Source organism: Streptomyces noursei (genome assembly GCF_001646665.1).
GTDB lineage: Bacteria > Actinomycetota > Actinomycetes > Streptomycetales > Streptomycetaceae > Streptomyces > Streptomyces lavendulocolor.
The window spans coordinates 1-15,803 of record NZ_LWBU01000071.1 but is presented as its reverse complement, the minus strand read 5'-3'; the positions used below and the strand labels follow the sequence as shown (position 1 = coordinate 15,803).

Here is a 15,803-nt window from a genome sequence, read left to right as displayed (position 1 = left end):
GAGGGGTGGCGTGCACACCGGCGGCGGTGGTCTGACCTCGCCGGGCTCGACGGCGGCGGGCGGACTGGTGCTCCTGGGCGGCCTTGGGGCCGGCGCCTACATGCTGCGCCGCCGCAGCGTGCGTGGCGACGCCGCCTGACCTTACTGGTTGATGTGTCACAGCGTGCGGTTGCGGCTGCTTTCGTGGGGAAGCGCCGCAGCCGCCCGCTGCCGTATCCGCTGACTGAGGTGCGCTAGGCCATGAAGTCTCATACACCGGTCGTGTCGGGAACCTCGTGGCGGGGTCGTATGCCGCGCCGCCTCCTGTCGATCGTGCTCACGCCGCTGGCACTGGCCGTGGTCGTGCTCAGTTGGAATGGCGCAACAAACGCGCCTACTCAGCACGTCCCAGCGCCCGTGGTGAGCCCACGCGCGACGCCCGTACCCCAGGCCGATACCAGGGCTGCGGCCGCGAGCCCATCACTGCCCCGCTCTGCGCCTACACAACTGCTCATCCCCAGCATCGGTGTCGACGCGCCCTTCACCGATCTCGCCATCGGACCATCAGGGCGGCTGGACGCACCACCGCCTGACGAGACTAACCTGGTCGGCTGGTTCGCCGCCGGCCCCAGCCCAGGGGAGCGCGGCACCGCGATCGTCGCCGGTCACCTGGACACCACGACTGCCCCCGCAGTTTTCGCCTCCCTCAGAACGCTGTCCCTGGGCAGTGACATCAACATCGTCCGCAAAGACGGAACGACCGCGTCATTCGTCGTCGATGCCGTCGACAACTTCCCACAAGACAGATTCCCCGACGACCTCGTCTACGCCGACACTCCCGACGCTCAATTGCGCCTGATCACCTGCGGAGGCAGCTACGACCGCAGCAAGAAGCGGTACACCGAAAACACCGTGGTCTTCGCCCATCTCAAGACCACTGATGCCGACAGTGAGTGATCACAAGGGGAGCCTGTCGCCGGATGTTTTAAGCGGGTGGTCAGGATGCTGATACTCGTGGGTGCGAGCAGGTTGCTGCCTGGAGCGTCGGTTACCGAGCCGGGGCGAGCCTCTCTTACCGTGTAGGGATGGTCATCCGTTCTCACCGGATGTACGACGGAGACGTCCTGCCCGGCGCGGTTCCACCGGACGCTGCTTGCCCGTTCGTGATGCACAGGGACATCGGCGGTACCCTTCCCGAGCGCATGTTGGTCCTCGTCGTCGCGCAAGCCGGAAACAGCGATGGCTGGCACGAAATCCTTCCCGAGACGGTTCATCCATGCGCCTGGACCCCGGCCTACCGGCTGGGATGTCTCCAGCCGCCAGGTCGCCCTCACGACCGCAGAACATCGAACCACGGCACGAAACTCATGCGCTCGGGCGTGATCGCCCGGGGAACGGCAGGAGCAGAGCAACTGCGTAGTGGAGGAGCTGCCGTGCCGGGTAATCAGGTGCTCTCCTTTCTGCTGCCGGGCTGGAAGGCAATGCCAAGGGCTGAGGCACGAGCACAGGACCGAGCGTGCCAGGATCCTTGAGGCTGTTTCCGCCCGGCTGTTCCACACAGGGCAGGTCTCAGCGGTCGCGGCAGGGTGCGTGGTCGAAGAACCGGTTGTCGGTGTCGATACGGATTTCCCGTACGCCCGGGTAGGGGCGGGGGAGCGGGTCGTTGATGGCGGCGATGACCTGGCAGGCGTAGCCGTCGGGTGAGGCGTCGTCTGCGATGTCGATCAGGGTGTCGATCCGACGCAGTCCGGTGACGTGGTCCAGTCCCTGTGCTCCGAGGCCGGCCAGGGGCGAGTCGATGATCAGCAGCGGGGGACTCGGACGGCGGGGTTGACGCGGCCGAGGTCGCGCAGAGCTGGGAGCAGCGCGACGTTGGTGGCCACCTTCGGGCTGCCGGTGACCGAGCTCTCGGCGAAGGTCTTGTGGCGCTCCTTGACGCGGGTGGTGAAGTCGCTGGGGTCGATGAAGGCGGTCTCGACGTCGGGGTTGATCTGCTGCAGCCGGGCGAGGAAGAACTCCGACCAGCGTGCGGTGACCTATTTGCGGCGCACGTCGTGGCGGTGACCGCGGCGTCCCGGGCGGCCTGCGCCGCTTCCATCTGCTCTTTGGCCGTCTGGATGGCCTTCTCCTGGGCGCTGATGTAGTCGGCCGATTCCAGGCGTTTCTTGAGCTGGGCGACGTAGCGGCTCAGGCCGTGGGCCTCTTTCTCGGCCTGCTGCGCGGTCTTGCGGGCAGGCTGGAGATGGCCTTCGTCGTAAGCGTCGCGGGCGGCGAGAACCTCCGCGGCTGCGGTGTCGGCCTTTGCTGCCTCCGCAGCGGCGGCGAGGGCGGCTTCCTCCAAAGTGCGCAGCCTGAGCCGGAGCTGCTCCACCTTCGCACGGGCCGCAGCAATCTGCTGCTCACGCTGGTCTGCCGAGCCCTCGTGCGGCCCCCCGCATTGCCGGCACAGGCCCGGCTCCCGGGGAGCGGCTGCCCACAGCACGTGCAGTCCTGCGACCGGGGTTTGAGCAGCTCGGCGAGCTGGCCTTCGGCGCGCGCGTGGTCGGCGGTGGCGCCGTTCAGTCGGCCGTGGGCGGCGACGACCTGCTTGGCGGTCCTTCTGCGTTCGGCCTCGGCCGCCTTGTGCGGGGCCACGAGCCGCCCGCCTTCCCCGAAAGGTGATCCGGCGGGATAGGTCTGCCCTACCTTTCAGGAGCGCCCTGTGGCGAGCACCGCAGACGAGCCCGAGCGGTCCCTTGACCGGACTGGAGAGGACCCCTCCATTACCCCCTCCGCGCTCCGTCGCCAAGAGTTGGGAGTTTCCGCAGGTCAGCCCCGGCGGACAGGGGTCCGCCGTAGGTCCGACAACCCTCTTGCCGCAAGGCATCAGGAAGAACTCGACGGGGCCCAGGCGGAGGGAGCTGCTTCAGGCGCTGGGGATCTTTCAGTGGGCGACGCCTGATCAGTTGTGGAAGCTGACCCGTCTGGGACAAACCAGCACGACAAGCTCGTACGGGACACCCTTCTGGATCTTCAGGATCACCGCCTGGTGAGGATCGAGTTGGTGCGGGAGGACCAGCGGCAGGTGTGGGTGCTGACCCGGCGAGGACACGGCGAGGCGAAGAAGCTGCTGGAGCCGACGGGCATACGGGTCTCGGCGCTGCGTGAGGAGAAGTACGACCCGGACACCGGCCGGCCGCTCGGCGCTGGCTACGACGACCACTCCGCGGCGGTAACCGCCACGGCGGCCGAACTTCACCGTGCCGGGATCCGTCACCGGCTCGGCTTCCAGACGGAGATCGGGCACCGGCTCGCATGCAGCTACGTCCAGCGGGCGGACCTGGTGGTGCGGGCGCCGGCGGCCGGGGTACCGGTGCTGCTGCTGGAGATCGGAGCCGACGGTCATCTGTGACTGTTGCCCGCACCACGTCAACCAGCCAGCAAGCCCGGAGTCACCTTTGTAAGCGGGGCAGGGCTTCACGCCCTCTTCAGTGGAGGCCGTCGCCTGCAGGTCATCCGGGTCGTGGTCCGAGCGGGGTACCAGCCCGCCCTGGCCGAGTAACGTGGAGCGTCAGGTCAAGAACCTGGCGGCTGGTGGTGGTGATGTCGTATCGGTGCGCGTTGCTGAGGGCAGCTTTGGTCAGGGCCCTGCGCCCGTGGAAGTTCCGGCCCATCTCGTCGAGAACCACAGCCAGCGAGCGCGGGTCACCGGGGGTGTAGGGAACGCCCGAGCTCCCGAGGATTTTCCTCACACCGGCAAGATCGGAGTAGGCGACCGGAAGTCCGTGGGCTTGGGCCTCTATGAGGACGAGCCCGAAAGCCTCCAAGCCCTTGGTCGTGAAGACGAAGGCGTCGAAGTTCGGCAGGCGGCGCCACAGCTCGGCGCGGGGGAGAAACCGCTCGAAATGAACCCGGTGTCGCAGTCCGATTTCGCTCGCCCGCTGCTCCAGGTGCTCCCTGAGACTGCCGTCACCGATCACGGTCAAGTGGTGCGGTTGCTCGGTTAGGGCAAGGGCTTCGACAGCGGTGATCGTGGACTTGTTGTCGTCCAGACGGCCGGCGTGCACGAGGGACAGCGGTCCGGTTCTGACGGGCGGTCTTTCGCGTAGCCGAGTGTCGCTCAGCCGGATACCCCACGGGATGACGGTGAGCCGATCGCTGAATCGGCGTCCGGTGAGACGGTCGACGCGGTCTGCGAGGGCGGAGGTCGGGGCGACGATCGCGGCGCTTGCGGCGGCGACTTCGTGCATGGCGTCGCGTTCCGACGCGCTGCGCTCAGCAGCCATCACTTCGGGGCCATGGGCAAGGGCGATGATCGGGATGCCGCCAGCGGTTCGGGCGAAGGCCAGGCTGAGGGCGAATCCAAGGTACTGGGCGTGGATCACAGTCGGCCGGGTCCTCTCGATGAGCACACCGACCTCACGCGTCAGCTCGTCGACGTAGGGGGCGAAGTCCGGGCCTTGAGGGCGTTTGGCCGTGGACAGGGGGATGAGTTGGTCGAACGCGGCGCTCCACGCATGGTCGACGGGTGCTCTGCCGAGGAAGGTCGTGTGGGTCTCGGGCATCGCGCGGTAGAGGTCGGCGGCGAAGATCATGCTCCCGGACGAGGGCCCAGAGGTGCGGTTGATGCCGGTGATGATGTTGATGGTCATGCTGGTATCCCGCTCGTGAGCATCCGTTGCGTGGGGATCGGTGATCTGGCTCCCAGACCCGGCGCAACTCGGAATTCGTCCATGGCGTTGTGAGCCTCGCGCTCGCGAGGTGGTGCCCACCATGACGCGAGATGCGGGGTCACGACGGCCTGAATCTCCTCATCAGGGTGCAGGTAACCCCTGCTGTCGTGGCGTGCCGCCCACACCCGAACTTTCGATCGGTGGTAAGCGGGATTAATCCCTATCTCTCCCTTGGGAACCACTCCGTTGAAAGGGGTGGGGATTCCTTCGCTGTTCCAATAGTTCCACGCCTCCAAGGCCTTGGCTTTCTCAAAGCAGTGGTAGAGCTGGGGGTAGCGGGGCAGGTATCGGATCTCGCGGAAGATCATCTGGCCCATCAGGCCGGGCGCGGCTTCCCGAAGCGTCCCGAGCTCAGCGCCCTGGAAGGTGAAGGAAGCCGCATCCTGGGACGGGTGCAGTGTGGTCCGGGCGAACAGGTGGGAGAGCCGCCGCCGCACGTAATCGGCGGCTCCCGGGGCGAGAGCCGGCTCGAGGCCGTCGATGAGGCGCACGAGCCGGTGATGGCGCGGGTTGAAACGGGCCAGGTCGAACAGCCGGTCCATGCTGTCCACGGCGGCGAAGGCGAGTCGTTTGCAGATCCAGTTGTTCAGCTCTCCCGCTTGGGCGTAGGTCTTGGTCTCCGGAGTAGCGGAGTGGAGCATCAGGTACTCGGACAGCACCTCGAAGTACAGGTAGCCGAGGAACGGCATGTGGGCGATGGCGTCGGACAACTGGTTGATGAACTCGGGTGTCTCGGTGGACCGGCCGGCGGCGTTGCGCAGGGCGACATCGAGGAAACCGGCCGTGGCGCGTGTCCCGGTCAGCACGGTGCGGTCGATCTGGTCGTTCTCGGCCTGGGTGAGGAAGCTCTGGTAGCGCAGGTAGGTACGCAGGTGGATGGGACCGAGGTGCAGGTAATCGACACCCTTGGCCCGGATCGGGGCATCCGGGGTGACTTCGCAGATCAAGGGCGTGGTGGAAGGCTTCGTCCGCATCAGGTAGGCGCCGAGGTTGTGAGGGCGCAGTCCCTCGCGCTGGCTGGTGAGCGGCGAGCAGTACAGGGAGCCGACCAAGCATCCGGTGGACACGTGCAACTCCCGGCTGGCGCGGATAGCGTCGATGCCCCTGGTGACGTGCAGCAGGTACATCGGCTGTCCGCTGGCGAGCGCTTCGGTCATGGCGTTGTGCCGCAGCAGCCAGCCATTGGGGGTTGAGTGCTCCAGGTAGTGGCGCCAATCGCTCTCGGTTTCGGCCAGCGACGCAGGAATTCGACGCTGCGCGGGCATGGTGAAATCCGTGTGGGCGTGTTCCCATTCTTCACGCAAGGAAATTCCCGGGGAGTGGAGGATTGGCGGGGCTTGGGGATGCGCAGTCTAAAGCGTCTCGACGTTGATCCCGGAAAGGCGGTTTCGGCAGTCGAGAACGTAGGTTGCGCATTTCTCGATCATCGGGAGGTCGAATCGTGGGTGGTCCATGAGAAGGACCACTGCGTCCGCGGCTGCTAGCTCGTCCGGGGTCGCATCGACCCGGTGCACGTTCAGCTTGGTGTCGTCGCCGTCCGGGATGTTGGGTTCGGCGCCGCGGACGTCGGCACCGAGGGCGGTGAGAAGTTCGGCGACACGTGCCGAAGGGGAGTTACGGAGGTCGGTGGCGTTGTACTTGTAGGTCAGGCCGAGCAGCAGAATCCGAGCTCCACTGACGGGCACGCCTCGCTTGTCGAGTGCCTCCACGAGACGCCGGACGACGTAGTCGGGCATGTGCCGGTTCACGTCGGCGGCGAGTTCCGCGAACCGGAACGGGACGCCAAGCTCCTGCTGGGCCTTCCAGGAGAGGAACATCGGGTCAACGGGAAGGCAGTGCCCGCCGACCCCCGGCCCCGGGGTGAACGGCGTGAAGCCGAAGGGCTTGGTCGCGGCGGCGTCGATCGCCTCCCAGATGTTCACGCCGAGGGAAGCGGCCAGCATCGCCATCTCATTGATCATGGAGATGTTGACGAACCGGAAGGTGTTCTCCAGCAGCTTGGCCAGCTCGGCGACCTTCGGCCCGGACACCGGTACCGTGGTCTGGAAGATGCCGTCGTAGAAGCCCTTGATCGCATCGAGTGACTCGGCGTCGATCCCGGACACCAGCTTCGGCGTCCCGTCGAACGACCACCGCTTGTTTCCGATCCGCTCGGGACTGAAGCCGGCGAGGAAGTCCACCCCGCCCTTGAGGCCCGACACCTCTTCGAGGATCGGCAGCAGCAGCTCCTCGGTCGTGCCGGGATAGCTCGTGGACTCCAGGACGACCGTCGCGCCGGGACGAAGGTGTCCGCCCAGGGTCCGGGCGCAGGACTCGATGTAGGTCAGGTCGGGCACGCCGTCCCGCAGCGGGGTCGGCACGGTGATCACCGCGAGGTCGAAGCCGGCCAGCGCGGCAGCGTCGGCGGCCGCGGAGTAGGCCCCGGCATCCAGCACTGCATGCAGCCGGGAGGAGTCCACGTCCCTCACGTGGGAACGGCCAGCGGCGAGCTGCTGGACGAGGTTCGGGTCCACGTCGTAGCCGACGACACGGTGACCCACCTCGGCAGCACGGACGGCGAGAGGCAGTCCTACGTAGCCCTGACCAGCGACAACTATCTGCATGGCAGCTCCTACTCGATTGCGGTGCTTGAATGGACCGTCGTTCCTGGTCTGGCAAGGAGAAGTGCTGTGCCCCTGGTGTCTGTCGTGATGCCCGTCTACAACTCGGCAGCCACCCTCGGTGCGGCCGTTCGATCGGTGCTCACACAGACCCACAGCGACGTGGAGCTGCTGGTCACCGATGACCAGTCCTCCGACGGCTCCATGGATCTGCTGCGCGCGTTCGCCGAGCAGGACGATCGCGTACTGCCGGAGTCGGCACCCGCGCGGGGCGGTGCGGGCCGGGCCCGCAACCTGGCGATTCAGCGGGCACGGGGGGACTACATCGCGTTCTTGGACAGCGACGACATGTGGCTTCCGGAGAAGACCGAGAAGCAGCTCGCGTTCGCCGCGGAAGGTGATGCGCCGCTGACGTTCACCTCGTACTTCAAGATGGACGCCGACTACGCCGGCGAGAGCACCGACTGGGTCCCCAACGGACGGGTGATCCGTGCCCGGGAGCACGTGGACTACCGCGCGATGCTGGTCCGAGACCACATCGGTGCTCTCACCGCCATGTACGACCGCAAGGTCCTGGGCACGCGGTTGATGCCGGAGATGCGCAAGCGCCAGGACTACGCCCTCTGGCTGTCGATCATGCGGGATGGTACTGAAGCCCGGGGGCTGGATGAGCCGCTTGCGGTGTACCGGGCCCATCAGGCGGGATCGCTCTCCTCCAACAAGCTGTCGCTCGTGCAGTACAACTGGGCCCTGTATCGCCAGCACGAGCATCTGTCGGTCCCGCGGGCGACGCGGGCGCTGGCCGGCGCTGTGTGGCAGTCGCTGCGCAACTCGCGCATCTAGGTCTCCCTGCACGGGCCCGGGGAGGCCCGTGCACGACCGCGGTGGGTGACCTCCCTGGCCCCCGCTCCGTGGTCGTGCCGCGCGCTCGGGGACTGGACGGTGGGCCACCGGCGCCGTCGGCTGGCTACGCCGCCGAGCTGTCGTTCGCCGGCGCGCGAAGAAACAACTGGAGGAGCAGCCGGCGGTCGGCGACTGGGACGGTCTCCTGACCGCTGTGGAGCGCCTCCCTGCCGTGCAGGAAGCGTCGCTGGTTCACGATGAGGAAGTCCCCGGGCTGGAGCATGAAGGAGACCTGCCCCCGGACCAGCTCCTCGACGAGCTCCTTGGCGGCGTTCGCGTGTGCCTGGCCGAGCTGGGACCTCTCCAACATCTTGGCGGTGAACCGGACGAATCCCTCGCCCGGAGTGGAGCCGTCCAGGATCGGAAACGGCTTGTACTCCCCGCCGACGCCGTGCAGGTCGAAGAACGTTCCGTAGTGGTAGCCCGACTCCGCCAGCAGGGCGCGGCTGCTCTCCGACAGCCGTGCCACCGCCGCGTGGGCGTCGGAGAGGATGCTGGGGCCGCCGCCGAGCGGGTCGGGGCGGACGCACAGGAGCGTGGTGTAGTCGGGCGGCAGGGTGGCGTTCACCAGGTCCATGTGGAAGGCGTTGTACCCGATGCCGCTGGACTTGCCTGGGTCCTTGTCGACCTTGACCCCGATGTCCTTCCACAGCGGCCAGCGCGGGAAGGGCGAGAACGGGACGGCCGCCTCGGCCGCGAAGCCCGTGGCCAGCCGCAGGAACCGGCCGTCGTCGGTCCCGAGCGCCTCGGCGAGGTTCCCCAGGCGCAGCACGGCGTATCCGCCGCCCTCCCCGGTCAGCGCGTGGCGCAGCGTCGTGGCAGTTTCCGCGAACCGCGGGGTGGCCGTCAGCTCGGTCCGGTATCGCTCCATGGTGGACTCCGCCAGGAACGAACCGTCCAGCTCCCACATGGGGAGGGGGAGGTTGGTGAGCGCGGCTTCGAGTTCGCTCGGGATGTCGATTAACACGCGAAGCTTCCTGTCTCTTGGGGGTCGCGGGTCGACCCGGAGCTCTGGGACCGCCCCCCACCATGCCCGTGCCGACGGGGAGGGGCGGGGTCATTGGGAGTACCGAAGGGCTTACTGGCGCAACATGGTCGTCCCCCGGCACGGCGCGGCCGGCCACTCCACGCGGGGAGGGGAAGACGGACGCACTGGCCGCACCGTGCCGGGAGGTTGAGACCGCCCCCCGTCCGAGCCTCCGTCACGGGCATCTGGCCCTGGCGTCGGTCCGGGAGGCGGGAGCTTGCGTCAGCCGTCGAAGCCGCGCAGGAGGATCGCGCGGTACTGGGGGCTGATGGTCCAGGTGAGGCGGTCGCGCCAGGTGTTGCCGAGGTGCCCGATCTGCTCTTCGTCCAGGCCACGGTGGAACCGGTCTGCGACGTCGTTCTTACGGTGGTCGTCGGTGACGTCTTCCACGCGGGTCAGCACGTAGAAGCTGCCCCCAGGACGCAGTAGCCGTCCGACATCGACCAGGAGCCGGTTGGTGTCGAGAAAGGCGAGCGACAGCCGGCAGGTCACCACGTCGAACGTGCCCGGTCGCAGCGAGGGCGGGATCGAGTCGACGTCGATGTCCCACTGCAGGTAGTCGAGCTGGGAGTGTTCCATCGTCTTGCGGGCTTGCTCGATGGCCACGGGGGGCGTCATGCAGCTCGTAGCCGACGTGCCAACCGCGCTGCGTCGCTTCGGTCCTCAGCGCGGTGAAGATGGGGGCCGGGTCTTGGGTGGGGAGGGTCCGCACGTAGATGACGACTCGGCGCGCGCGGACGCTGGAGCGGTGGGCGAACACCAGTTCGTTCAGCCGCTCTCGTAATCGCCTCAACCCCGCGTTCCGATGCGCCCGCTCTCGGAAGCCACGGGAGCGGCTGAACGCGTCGGTGAACTGGTTGTCCTTGTCCATCCATGACGTGTCCCGCGTCCGCCTGGCCATCGCTCGCATCGGTGTCTCCGTTGCTCTGGGGGAACGGGCGGACCGCCGTATGCGGATGACGGTCCGCCCTTTCGGGGGCGCGAGCAGGGGAGGGGATTGCGGTCACAACTCCCGTGCTCGACAGGAATCAGTGAACTCTCGACCGCAGAGCGTGAACAGGTAATGCGAAGGTGGAAAGCGTTCAACGCGTTCAACGCTCAACTGGGCGCAAAAGCCCTAACGTTGGGGCATGACCCGGTCACGTAACGACAAGCTCGCGCGGGCGATCGAACAGTCAGGGATGAGCTACGAAGCGGTCGCGCGAGGCATCCAAGTGCTGGCAAATGCCTCCGGCAATTCGTCCATCCGTACCAGCAAATCGAACATCTCGTACTGGGTCGCCGGCACTCCTCCTCAGCCCGCTACGGGGCGCTACCTCTGCGAAGTCCTTTCCCGGAAGATCGGCCACCCGCTGACGGTTCATGATCTGGGCCTCACTTCCGCGGATGGCCATTCCGACCAAGCCGACTTGGGGCTTACCGTCGAAGACGATCCAGTGGAGACGCTGGGGCGGATTGGGAGAGCTGACATCGAGCGACGAACGTTCCTGACCACAGCCGCGTATTCCGTGGCCGGCGCCGCCCTGCCTCTCGACGTGGCTGGTGAGATCCAGGCTCGGACTCTGCGGGCCGTGACCGGAGGAATCGCTGGCGCGGCCGAAGTCGAAGCCGTCCGCGACATGGTCGCCATGTTCACGGCCATCGACGAACGCCACGGCGGGCAGCACGGCCGCAGCACCGTCGTCCAGTACCTCACCGATGACGTACAGCGGCTCTGCAAGTCCAGATTCCAGACAGAGGTCCTCCAGAAGCAGATGTTCTCGGCTGCCGCCTCTCTCGCCTATCTCGCCGGCTGGAAGGCGTACGACGCGGGGGAGCACGGGCTGGCGCAGCGCTACTACCTGCAGGCGTTCAGCCTCGCCCGCAGCTCAGGGAACCGAGCCGATCAGGCGTACGTACTGCGGATCCTCGCCCATCACGGCATGGACAACGGGCAGCCGGAACACGTTCTAGGGTTGGCCGATGCAGCGATCAGACTCAGTCGCGGCGTTGACCCGGCAACGGAGTCGCTGTTCGTCATCTGCCGAGCCCGTGCGCTCGCGGAATCAGGTCGCTACTCAGACGCTCGGCGGGAGACGGAGCGGGCGCGCAAGCTTGCGGATGAAGGCGAAGCACAGGAGATGACCGGCTGGGCCTCCCTGTGGGGCGCCCCGATGGCAACCGTCAGCTCACACACCGCCAAGATCCACGCCCGCGTGGGCGACCACGCTGCAGCCGAGGAGCACCACGCCAGCGCGCGGAGGCAGTACGGGCCTACCGCGCACCAGCGGATCGCCGCCCTCTCGGCTGCTGCCGAGGGGCACGCCCAGTTGCGGCAAGGCCAGATCGAGGCGGCCTGTGCTACGTGGGACAAGGCGCTGGACACGATGACGGGCATCCGCTCGTCGCGCACCAAGAAGGCGGTGCAGTCGATGCGGTCCGACCTCGCCCCATTCCGCACCCGTGGCGCCCGCCCGGCGCAGGAGCTCGACGAGCGGGCCCGCATGTGGCTGCGGGAGGTAGTCTGAGCCTTCCTGCAAGCGCGGCCTGCCCGGGAAGTGGAAACCGGGAGGACGGTCAGAAGCTGCTCACGGCCGTACGAGCTGCCTCTCGTTTCTGCTAGGGCGTGGTGCCGGAGCGGCGTACGTCCGCGTACACCCGAGCCCGGACACCCGGCTCGCCCGGCGTACGCCACACCGGCGTGAGATGCCGGAGGTCGCCCACTGCCGCTGGAGGCCCTCCATCACCGCGCGAACGGTGCCCTCGTCCGCAGCGGCCACCTCCAAGACCACGAGCCCGGGCTCAGCGATGTGCTGCTCATCGATCCCCATGCCCCGCCTGACGGCTCCGCTTGGCCGGCCGGTTCGCCGATCGCGGGGAGACAACCCGTACGAGGGACTCAAGCCACCGACTCGCCCGGCGCCGCTCGCGCTGACCGTGGCCAGGCCGTAAACAAGAGGGGGCAGCCGCTTCGCTGACAGGACCGGGCGCGCTGCGACCCCCTTTGTCGGGTAGCCGTGCCATCCCCCGAGCGGCACGGCTACCCACCAGGAAAACCTGGTGGTCTGCGCCCGCCCGTTGAGCCCCTGCCCGCCGGGCCCCGGAGACCGTCCGAAATCGAAGTAGCCAGCGATCTCACGGTTTGGGGGCCGGCCTCCTTCAGGAGGCCGGCCCTTACGTGTCACTGCACGAGGTACTGCCACAGCAGCATGAGCGGCGAGCTCCCGACGGCGACGTGGCCCAGGAGTTCGGCCGCCGCCGCAGCCCCGGCGGTGTAGCCGAATCCGGCGAGGAACTGGCGGGCGGTGAGTCGGACGCCTTCCACGCCAGCTGGCGGAGGCAGGCGCCGCCTATGCGGATGCGGCGGGCGAGGCGCTGGCGGCGGTTGGGCTGGGCAGGCTGCGGAGCGTCCGCGATGGACACACTTCCCCCTTCGGATACGGACGGGCCAAAGTGATCGGCTGCGCCAGGAGCGCAGCGTCCGCGGGGGATCGCCGCGCGGTCGGCCGTCCTCGTAGGGGTGGTGCTCGTCAGCCCGAGGTGGCTGTTGGGTGCAGCGTAAGGCAGGTCGGGGCGGTTGGTTCCCCCGCTCATGGCGGCTATGACCTTCTCCTTCCGGTTGAGGAAGCCGGACCATGGGCCACCCAGGACGCTTACGTCGCGGGCTCGGTACCGAGTCTTCCTTCACCCCCTGGAGCGGGAGGGATGCCTCGGGACAGCAGGGCGCCGTCAGGAAGTTCGGCGTGTAGCAGATCAGCGTGCTTACATCGCGTCGCAGCGGCGACTGCCGTACGAGGCCGTGCTTTCCCGCGGGAAACACGGAATGACGGGTGCCGGTTACCGGGCGGCGATACCCCTGAAGCCGGATCCGAGGCCGCGGCGCCTGCCGCATGACGCGGCGCCGGGCCGGGGAGGTGAGGGCCGTGACCACCGCCTGGGCGGTCTGCGGGGTGAGGCCGGCGCTCACCTGGCCGGAGGTCAGGACCCTTGCGTACGCGCCGGTGCCGTGGGCGCGGAGGGCGTCGGCGAGCGCGGCGGCCGCGGTCTCTGCCGGTCCGGCACCCCACCCGGCCTCGTCCGGCTGCACCTGGCGGGGAGGGGCGTCGCGTCGGTTGAGGAGGACGGCCAGGGCCAGCGCCTCGGGAGTGTTTAGCGTCACGGTGACCAGCGCGGCCCCGAGCTGGTGGACACGGTGCCGGGTCAGACCGTGTGCGGCGAGCGCCTGGCGCAGCGCCGCACTCGTTCCGGCCGCCGCTCTGCCGCGGATGGCCTTGCTCGAGGACGTTCCGGCCCCGGTCTGTTCGGTGCGCTCCACGACGGCGGCCGCCGCGACGGGCACGACGGAGAGGATCTCCGCGCACTCCGGGTCGAGCTGGGCGAGCGCACCCGCCAGGACTTCCAGTGCGGCGGCCACGTCCTCCATCGCGCCCGCGCTCCACCGTGACGGATCGGCGGCGTCGGCCAGCGGGCACGCCGCGACGACGGCCTCCTCCGCCAGCGCCTCCACGTGGCCCGGCTCGGTCGTCAGCTTCATGTCCCGCCCAACGAGATGTGACCTCGCAAGGTCGTGCACGCTGATCACATGATGACGCCCGCAACACCGCTGGCCGTGCCAGGTCGCGGGGGCACCGGGCAGACCGTAGACCGGACGTATGATGCTTCGGCCGCCGGTGGAACCGATGCTGGCGCAGGCCCGCGACACGGTGCCCGCGCCGGGCGCGCTGCCCGGCGAGCTGCGATTCCAGCCCAAGTTCGACGGCTACCGGGCCATCGTCTTCACACCCTGGCCGGTGCCCGGCCCGCTGCTGGTGCAGTCTCGCCGCGGCAGCCTCCTGCAGAGCCGCTTCCCGGACCTCGTGGACGCGGCCGCGGACCTGCCTGACGGCCTGGTCCTCGATGGCGAGCTGGTCGTGTGGGCCGAGGGTCGGATGTCGTTCGAGTCGCTCCAGCGGCGCGCGGTATCCGGCGGCAGGACCGCCGCCCGCCTCGCCCAAGAGATGCCGACGCACCTCATCGCCTTCGATGTCCTCCAGATCGACGGCCAGGAGCTGCTGCCCGTCCCGTACGGTGAGCGGCGCGCGCAGCTGGAGCGGCTGTTCGCCGACCGTGGGCTGAGTGCCCCGTGGACGCTCTGCCCGGAGACGGCTGACGTGGTGACGGCGCAGGAGTGGCTGACGTCCTGGACGCAGGTGCCCGGTGTCGAAGGTCTGGTGATCCGGGGGAGTGGGCAGCGGTATCTGCCGGGAGCCCGTGCGCTCTACAAGGTGCGCCGCCGGGACTCCACCAAGGTGGTGGTTGGCGCCATCACCGGCAGCGTGTGCCGGCCGCAGACGCTCATGCTGGGCCGCCTCGATGAGGCCGGGGTGCTCCGGCCGGTCGGCCGCAGTACGCCGCTGCGGCCGGACGCTGCGCGCGACCTGGCCGACCGGCTGACACCAGCCGGGCCCGGACATCCCTGGGAGGGCGTGCGGTTCACAACCTCCTGGGGGTCGCGGACGCCACTCGACGTCGTGCTGGTCGAACCGGAGCTGGTCGCCGAGATCACGGTGGACACGGCGCTGGAGCGCGGGGCGTGGAGGCACCCGGTGCGCTTCGCCCGGCTCCGGCTGGACGTCGCCGTCGCTGACGTCCCGCCCTTCGGCGCGGGTGCCGAGCCCGCCAGCGGGTGACCGACCGTGCCCACCGCCCCCGATGCCGTCAGGGGCCGGCGAGGATGTCGTGTGCGCCCATGCGGCGCCAGATGACGTGCTGTACGCCGGGGCGGAGCGCAGGCCCGTATTGCCAGGTGGCGCGTCCTGCAGGCCCAGCGCCCATGGACCAGGTGAGCTCGTAGATGCCGGATGCGCGCTGGACGCGCTTGACGCGGAGGCCGGCGCGGAAGTGCCCGCCGGTGCGTAGCTCCTCGACGAAGGCCGCCACGGTCTGGCGGAAGCGGCGGCGCTGTTCGGGGGTGAGGCGGTGAAGGTCGGCGGTGAAGCGGGGCGTGGTCTCGTAGGTGGGCGCGGCGAACTCCTCCAGGACGCACGAAGCCCCCGGCCGGTTGGTCGGGGGCGGTGGTGGCTAGTCGTGTTGGAGGGCGTCGGTGACGTGGTGCCTCAGTCGTGGCGGGTTGTCGGCGGAGTGGTGCGCTGGTGCGCGCTCGATGACGGTGGAGTCGGTTGGATACCGATTCCGGGGCTAGTGGGGCTCGTGTGGTTGCGGCGCAGTATTCGCACGGCCCGGAGTCAGCTCTCGTAGAGGGCGCGCATCGTGTCGTAGAACTCCTGGGGGCGGGCGGCCTCGCAGCCGACGCAGTGGTACCGGTGGAAGTCGGTGCGGGCCGGGTGGTCCTGTTGGGCGGAGCGGCCGACGCCGCGGAACTCGGGTTCCATCGGTTGCGAGCACAGCGGGCAGGGGTCTGCGTAGATCAGTTGCTTCAACATGTGGCGGACTGTGCACAGGTCGGCGGCTTACCGTCTCGGGCTGGCCAGGCGGCCCGCCTGGCGGGCGCTGCGGTAAAGATCTGGTGATGGCCTCCCGCCCGGCGGGATGGACCTCGGATCGTGCTTTTGCGCAGGTCAGTGCAGGGGTTCTATGGGCTGATGATCAGCATGTCGCCAGTTC

The 15,803-nt window shown here is 68.5% G+C and carries 15 protein-coding genes and 1 pseudogene; 6 read left to right on the top strand and 10 right to left on the bottom strand.

The features are described 5' to 3' along the window. The first annotated feature begins 240 nt into the window (after positions 1 to 240). From A4V12_RS06390 to A4V12_RS06375, 3 genes are all read left to right on the top strand, one after another. Entirely contained in the window at positions 241 to 936 is a 696-nt protein-coding gene (locus tag A4V12_RS06390; RefSeq protein WP_079136850.1) for a class F sortase, read from the top strand. Positions 937 to 1,854: 918 nt separating this feature from the next. Next, complete coding sequence (locus A4V12_RS37400; RefSeq protein ID WP_159028825.1) at positions 1,855 to 2,043, top strand: hypothetical protein; 189 nt, start codon at positions 1,855 to 1,857, stop codon at positions 2,041 to 2,043. 964 nt (positions 2,044 to 3,007) lie between these two features. Further along, positions 3,008 to 3,370 (top strand): hypothetical protein, encoded by a 363-nt coding sequence (locus A4V12_RS06375; RefSeq protein ID WP_234372090.1) that lies wholly within the window; start codon positions 3,008 to 3,010, stop codon positions 3,368 to 3,370. Positions 3,371 to 3,470: 100 nt separating this feature from the next. Here A4V12_RS06375 and A4V12_RS06370 read toward each other — a convergent pair whose 3' ends face one another. The 3 genes from A4V12_RS06370 to A4V12_RS06360 form a co-directional block, all read right to left on the bottom strand. Then, positions 3,471 to 4,610: a glycosyltransferase family 4 protein gene (locus A4V12_RS06370; protein WP_064068234.1), complete on the bottom strand. Its 1,140-nt coding sequence runs from the start codon at positions 4,608 to 4,610 to the stop codon at positions 3,471 to 3,473. Further along, positions 4,607 to 5,956, bottom strand: a complete 1,350-nt coding sequence (locus A4V12_RS37395; protein ID WP_064068233.1) for a hypothetical protein — start codon at positions 5,954 to 5,956, stop codon at positions 4,607 to 4,609. Before A4V12_RS37395 ends, A4V12_RS06370 begins: the two co-directional genes overlap by 4 nt. 87 nt (positions 5,957 to 6,043) lie before the next feature. Next, complete coding sequence (locus tag A4V12_RS06360; RefSeq protein WP_064068232.1) at positions 6,044 to 7,294, bottom strand: nucleotide sugar dehydrogenase; 1,251 nt, start codon at positions 7,292 to 7,294, stop codon at positions 6,044 to 6,046. A 66-nt stretch (positions 7,295 to 7,360) separates the two neighbouring features. On the opposite strand from A4V12_RS06360, the gene A4V12_RS06355 reads away from it, so the two are divergent. Continuing rightward, on the top strand, positions 7,361 to 8,134 hold the full coding sequence (locus tag A4V12_RS06355) for a glycosyltransferase family 2 protein (protein ID WP_064068231.1): 774 nt from the start codon (positions 7,361 to 7,363) through the stop codon (positions 8,132 to 8,134). A 124-nt stretch (positions 8,135 to 8,258) separates the two neighbouring features. Here the strand turns inward: A4V12_RS06355 and A4V12_RS06350 are convergent, their stop codons facing one another. Both A4V12_RS06350 and A4V12_RS06345 read right to left on the bottom strand, forming a co-directional pair. Continuing rightward, positions 8,259 to 9,161: a TauD/TfdA family dioxygenase gene (locus A4V12_RS06350; protein ID WP_064068230.1), complete on the bottom strand. Its 903-nt coding sequence runs from the start codon at positions 9,159 to 9,161 to the stop codon at positions 8,259 to 8,261. Positions 9,162 to 9,443: 282 nt separating this feature from the next. Beyond that, positions 9,444 to 9,827, bottom strand: coding sequence for a methyltransferase domain-containing protein (locus A4V12_RS06345; protein WP_064068229.1), 384 nt, complete (start codon positions 9,825 to 9,827; stop codon positions 9,444 to 9,446). 524 nt (positions 9,828 to 10,351) lie between these two features. Between A4V12_RS06345 and A4V12_RS06340 the strand changes: the two genes are divergently transcribed. Continuing rightward, positions 10,352 to 11,728, top strand: coding sequence for a hypothetical protein (locus A4V12_RS06340; protein ID WP_064068228.1), 1,377 nt, complete (start codon positions 10,352 to 10,354; stop codon positions 11,726 to 11,728). A gap of 91 nt (positions 11,729 to 11,819) precedes the next feature. On the opposite strand, the gene A4V12_RS39690 is transcribed toward A4V12_RS06340, so the two are convergent. The 3 genes and pseudogenes from A4V12_RS39690 to A4V12_RS37390 form a co-directional block, all read right to left on the bottom strand. Continuing rightward, a complete protein-coding gene (locus A4V12_RS39690) occupies positions 11,820 to 11,897 on the bottom strand; it encodes a DUF6207 family protein (protein ID WP_350498001.1) in 78 nt (25 codons plus the stop codon). A 62-nt stretch (positions 11,898 to 11,959) separates the two neighbouring features. Next, a pseudogene (locus A4V12_RS39685) lies at positions 11,960 to 12,031 on the bottom strand (DUF6207 family protein); the annotation flags it as partial. Positions 12,032 to 12,381: 350 nt separating this feature from the next. Continuing rightward, positions 12,382 to 12,525, bottom strand: a complete 144-nt coding sequence (locus A4V12_RS37390) for a hypothetical protein (RefSeq protein WP_159028824.1) — start codon at positions 12,523 to 12,525, stop codon at positions 12,382 to 12,384. Positions 12,526 to 13,879: 1,354 nt separating this feature from the next. On the opposite strand from A4V12_RS37390, the gene A4V12_RS06325 reads away from it, so the two are divergent. Then, complete coding sequence (locus A4V12_RS06325; RefSeq protein ID WP_234372092.1) at positions 13,880 to 14,869, top strand: ATP-dependent DNA ligase; 990 nt, start codon at positions 13,880 to 13,882, stop codon at positions 14,867 to 14,869. A 28-nt stretch (positions 14,870 to 14,897) separates the two neighbouring features. Here the strand turns inward: A4V12_RS06325 and A4V12_RS06320 are convergent, their stop codons facing one another. Both A4V12_RS06320 and A4V12_RS06315 read right to left on the bottom strand, forming a co-directional pair. Further along, the gene (locus A4V12_RS06320; RefSeq protein ID WP_064068225.1) at positions 14,898 to 15,119 is read right to left on the bottom strand and encodes a hypothetical protein; all 222 of its coding nucleotides are present in this window, start codon (positions 15,117 to 15,119) and stop codon (positions 14,898 to 14,900) included. A gap of 305 nt (positions 15,120 to 15,424) precedes the next feature. Continuing rightward, positions 15,425 to 15,622: a hypothetical protein gene (locus A4V12_RS06315; protein ID WP_234372089.1), complete on the bottom strand. Its 198-nt coding sequence runs from the start codon at positions 15,620 to 15,622 to the stop codon at positions 15,425 to 15,427. Positions 15,623 to 15,803 lie beyond the last annotated feature (181 nt).

Coding starts and splice junctions, on each gene's coding strand:
- A4V12_RS06390 (WP_079136850.1), top strand. CDS start 241: ATGAAGTCTCATACACCGGTCGTGTCGGGAACCTCGTGGCGGGGTCGT.
- A4V12_RS06370 (WP_064068234.1), bottom strand. CDS start 4,610: ATGACCATCAACATCATCACCGGCATCAACCGCACCTCTGGGCCCTCG.
- A4V12_RS37395 (WP_064068233.1), bottom strand. CDS start 5,956: ATGCCCGCGCAGCGTCGAATTCCTGCGTCGCTGGCCGAAACCGAGAGC.
- A4V12_RS06360 (WP_064068232.1), bottom strand. CDS start 7,294: ATGCAGATAGTTGTCGCTGGTCAGGGCTACGTAGGACTGCCTCTCGCC.
- A4V12_RS06340 (WP_064068228.1), top strand. CDS start 10,352: ATGACCCGGTCACGTAACGACAAGCTCGCGCGGGCGATCGAACAGTCA.
- A4V12_RS06325 (WP_234372092.1), top strand. CDS start 13,880: ATGCTGGCGCAGGCCCGCGACACGGTGCCCGCGCCGGGCGCGCTGCCC.
- A4V12_RS06315 (WP_234372089.1), bottom strand. CDS start 15,622: ATGTTGAAGCAACTGATCTACGCAGACCCCTGCCCGCTGTGCTCGCAA.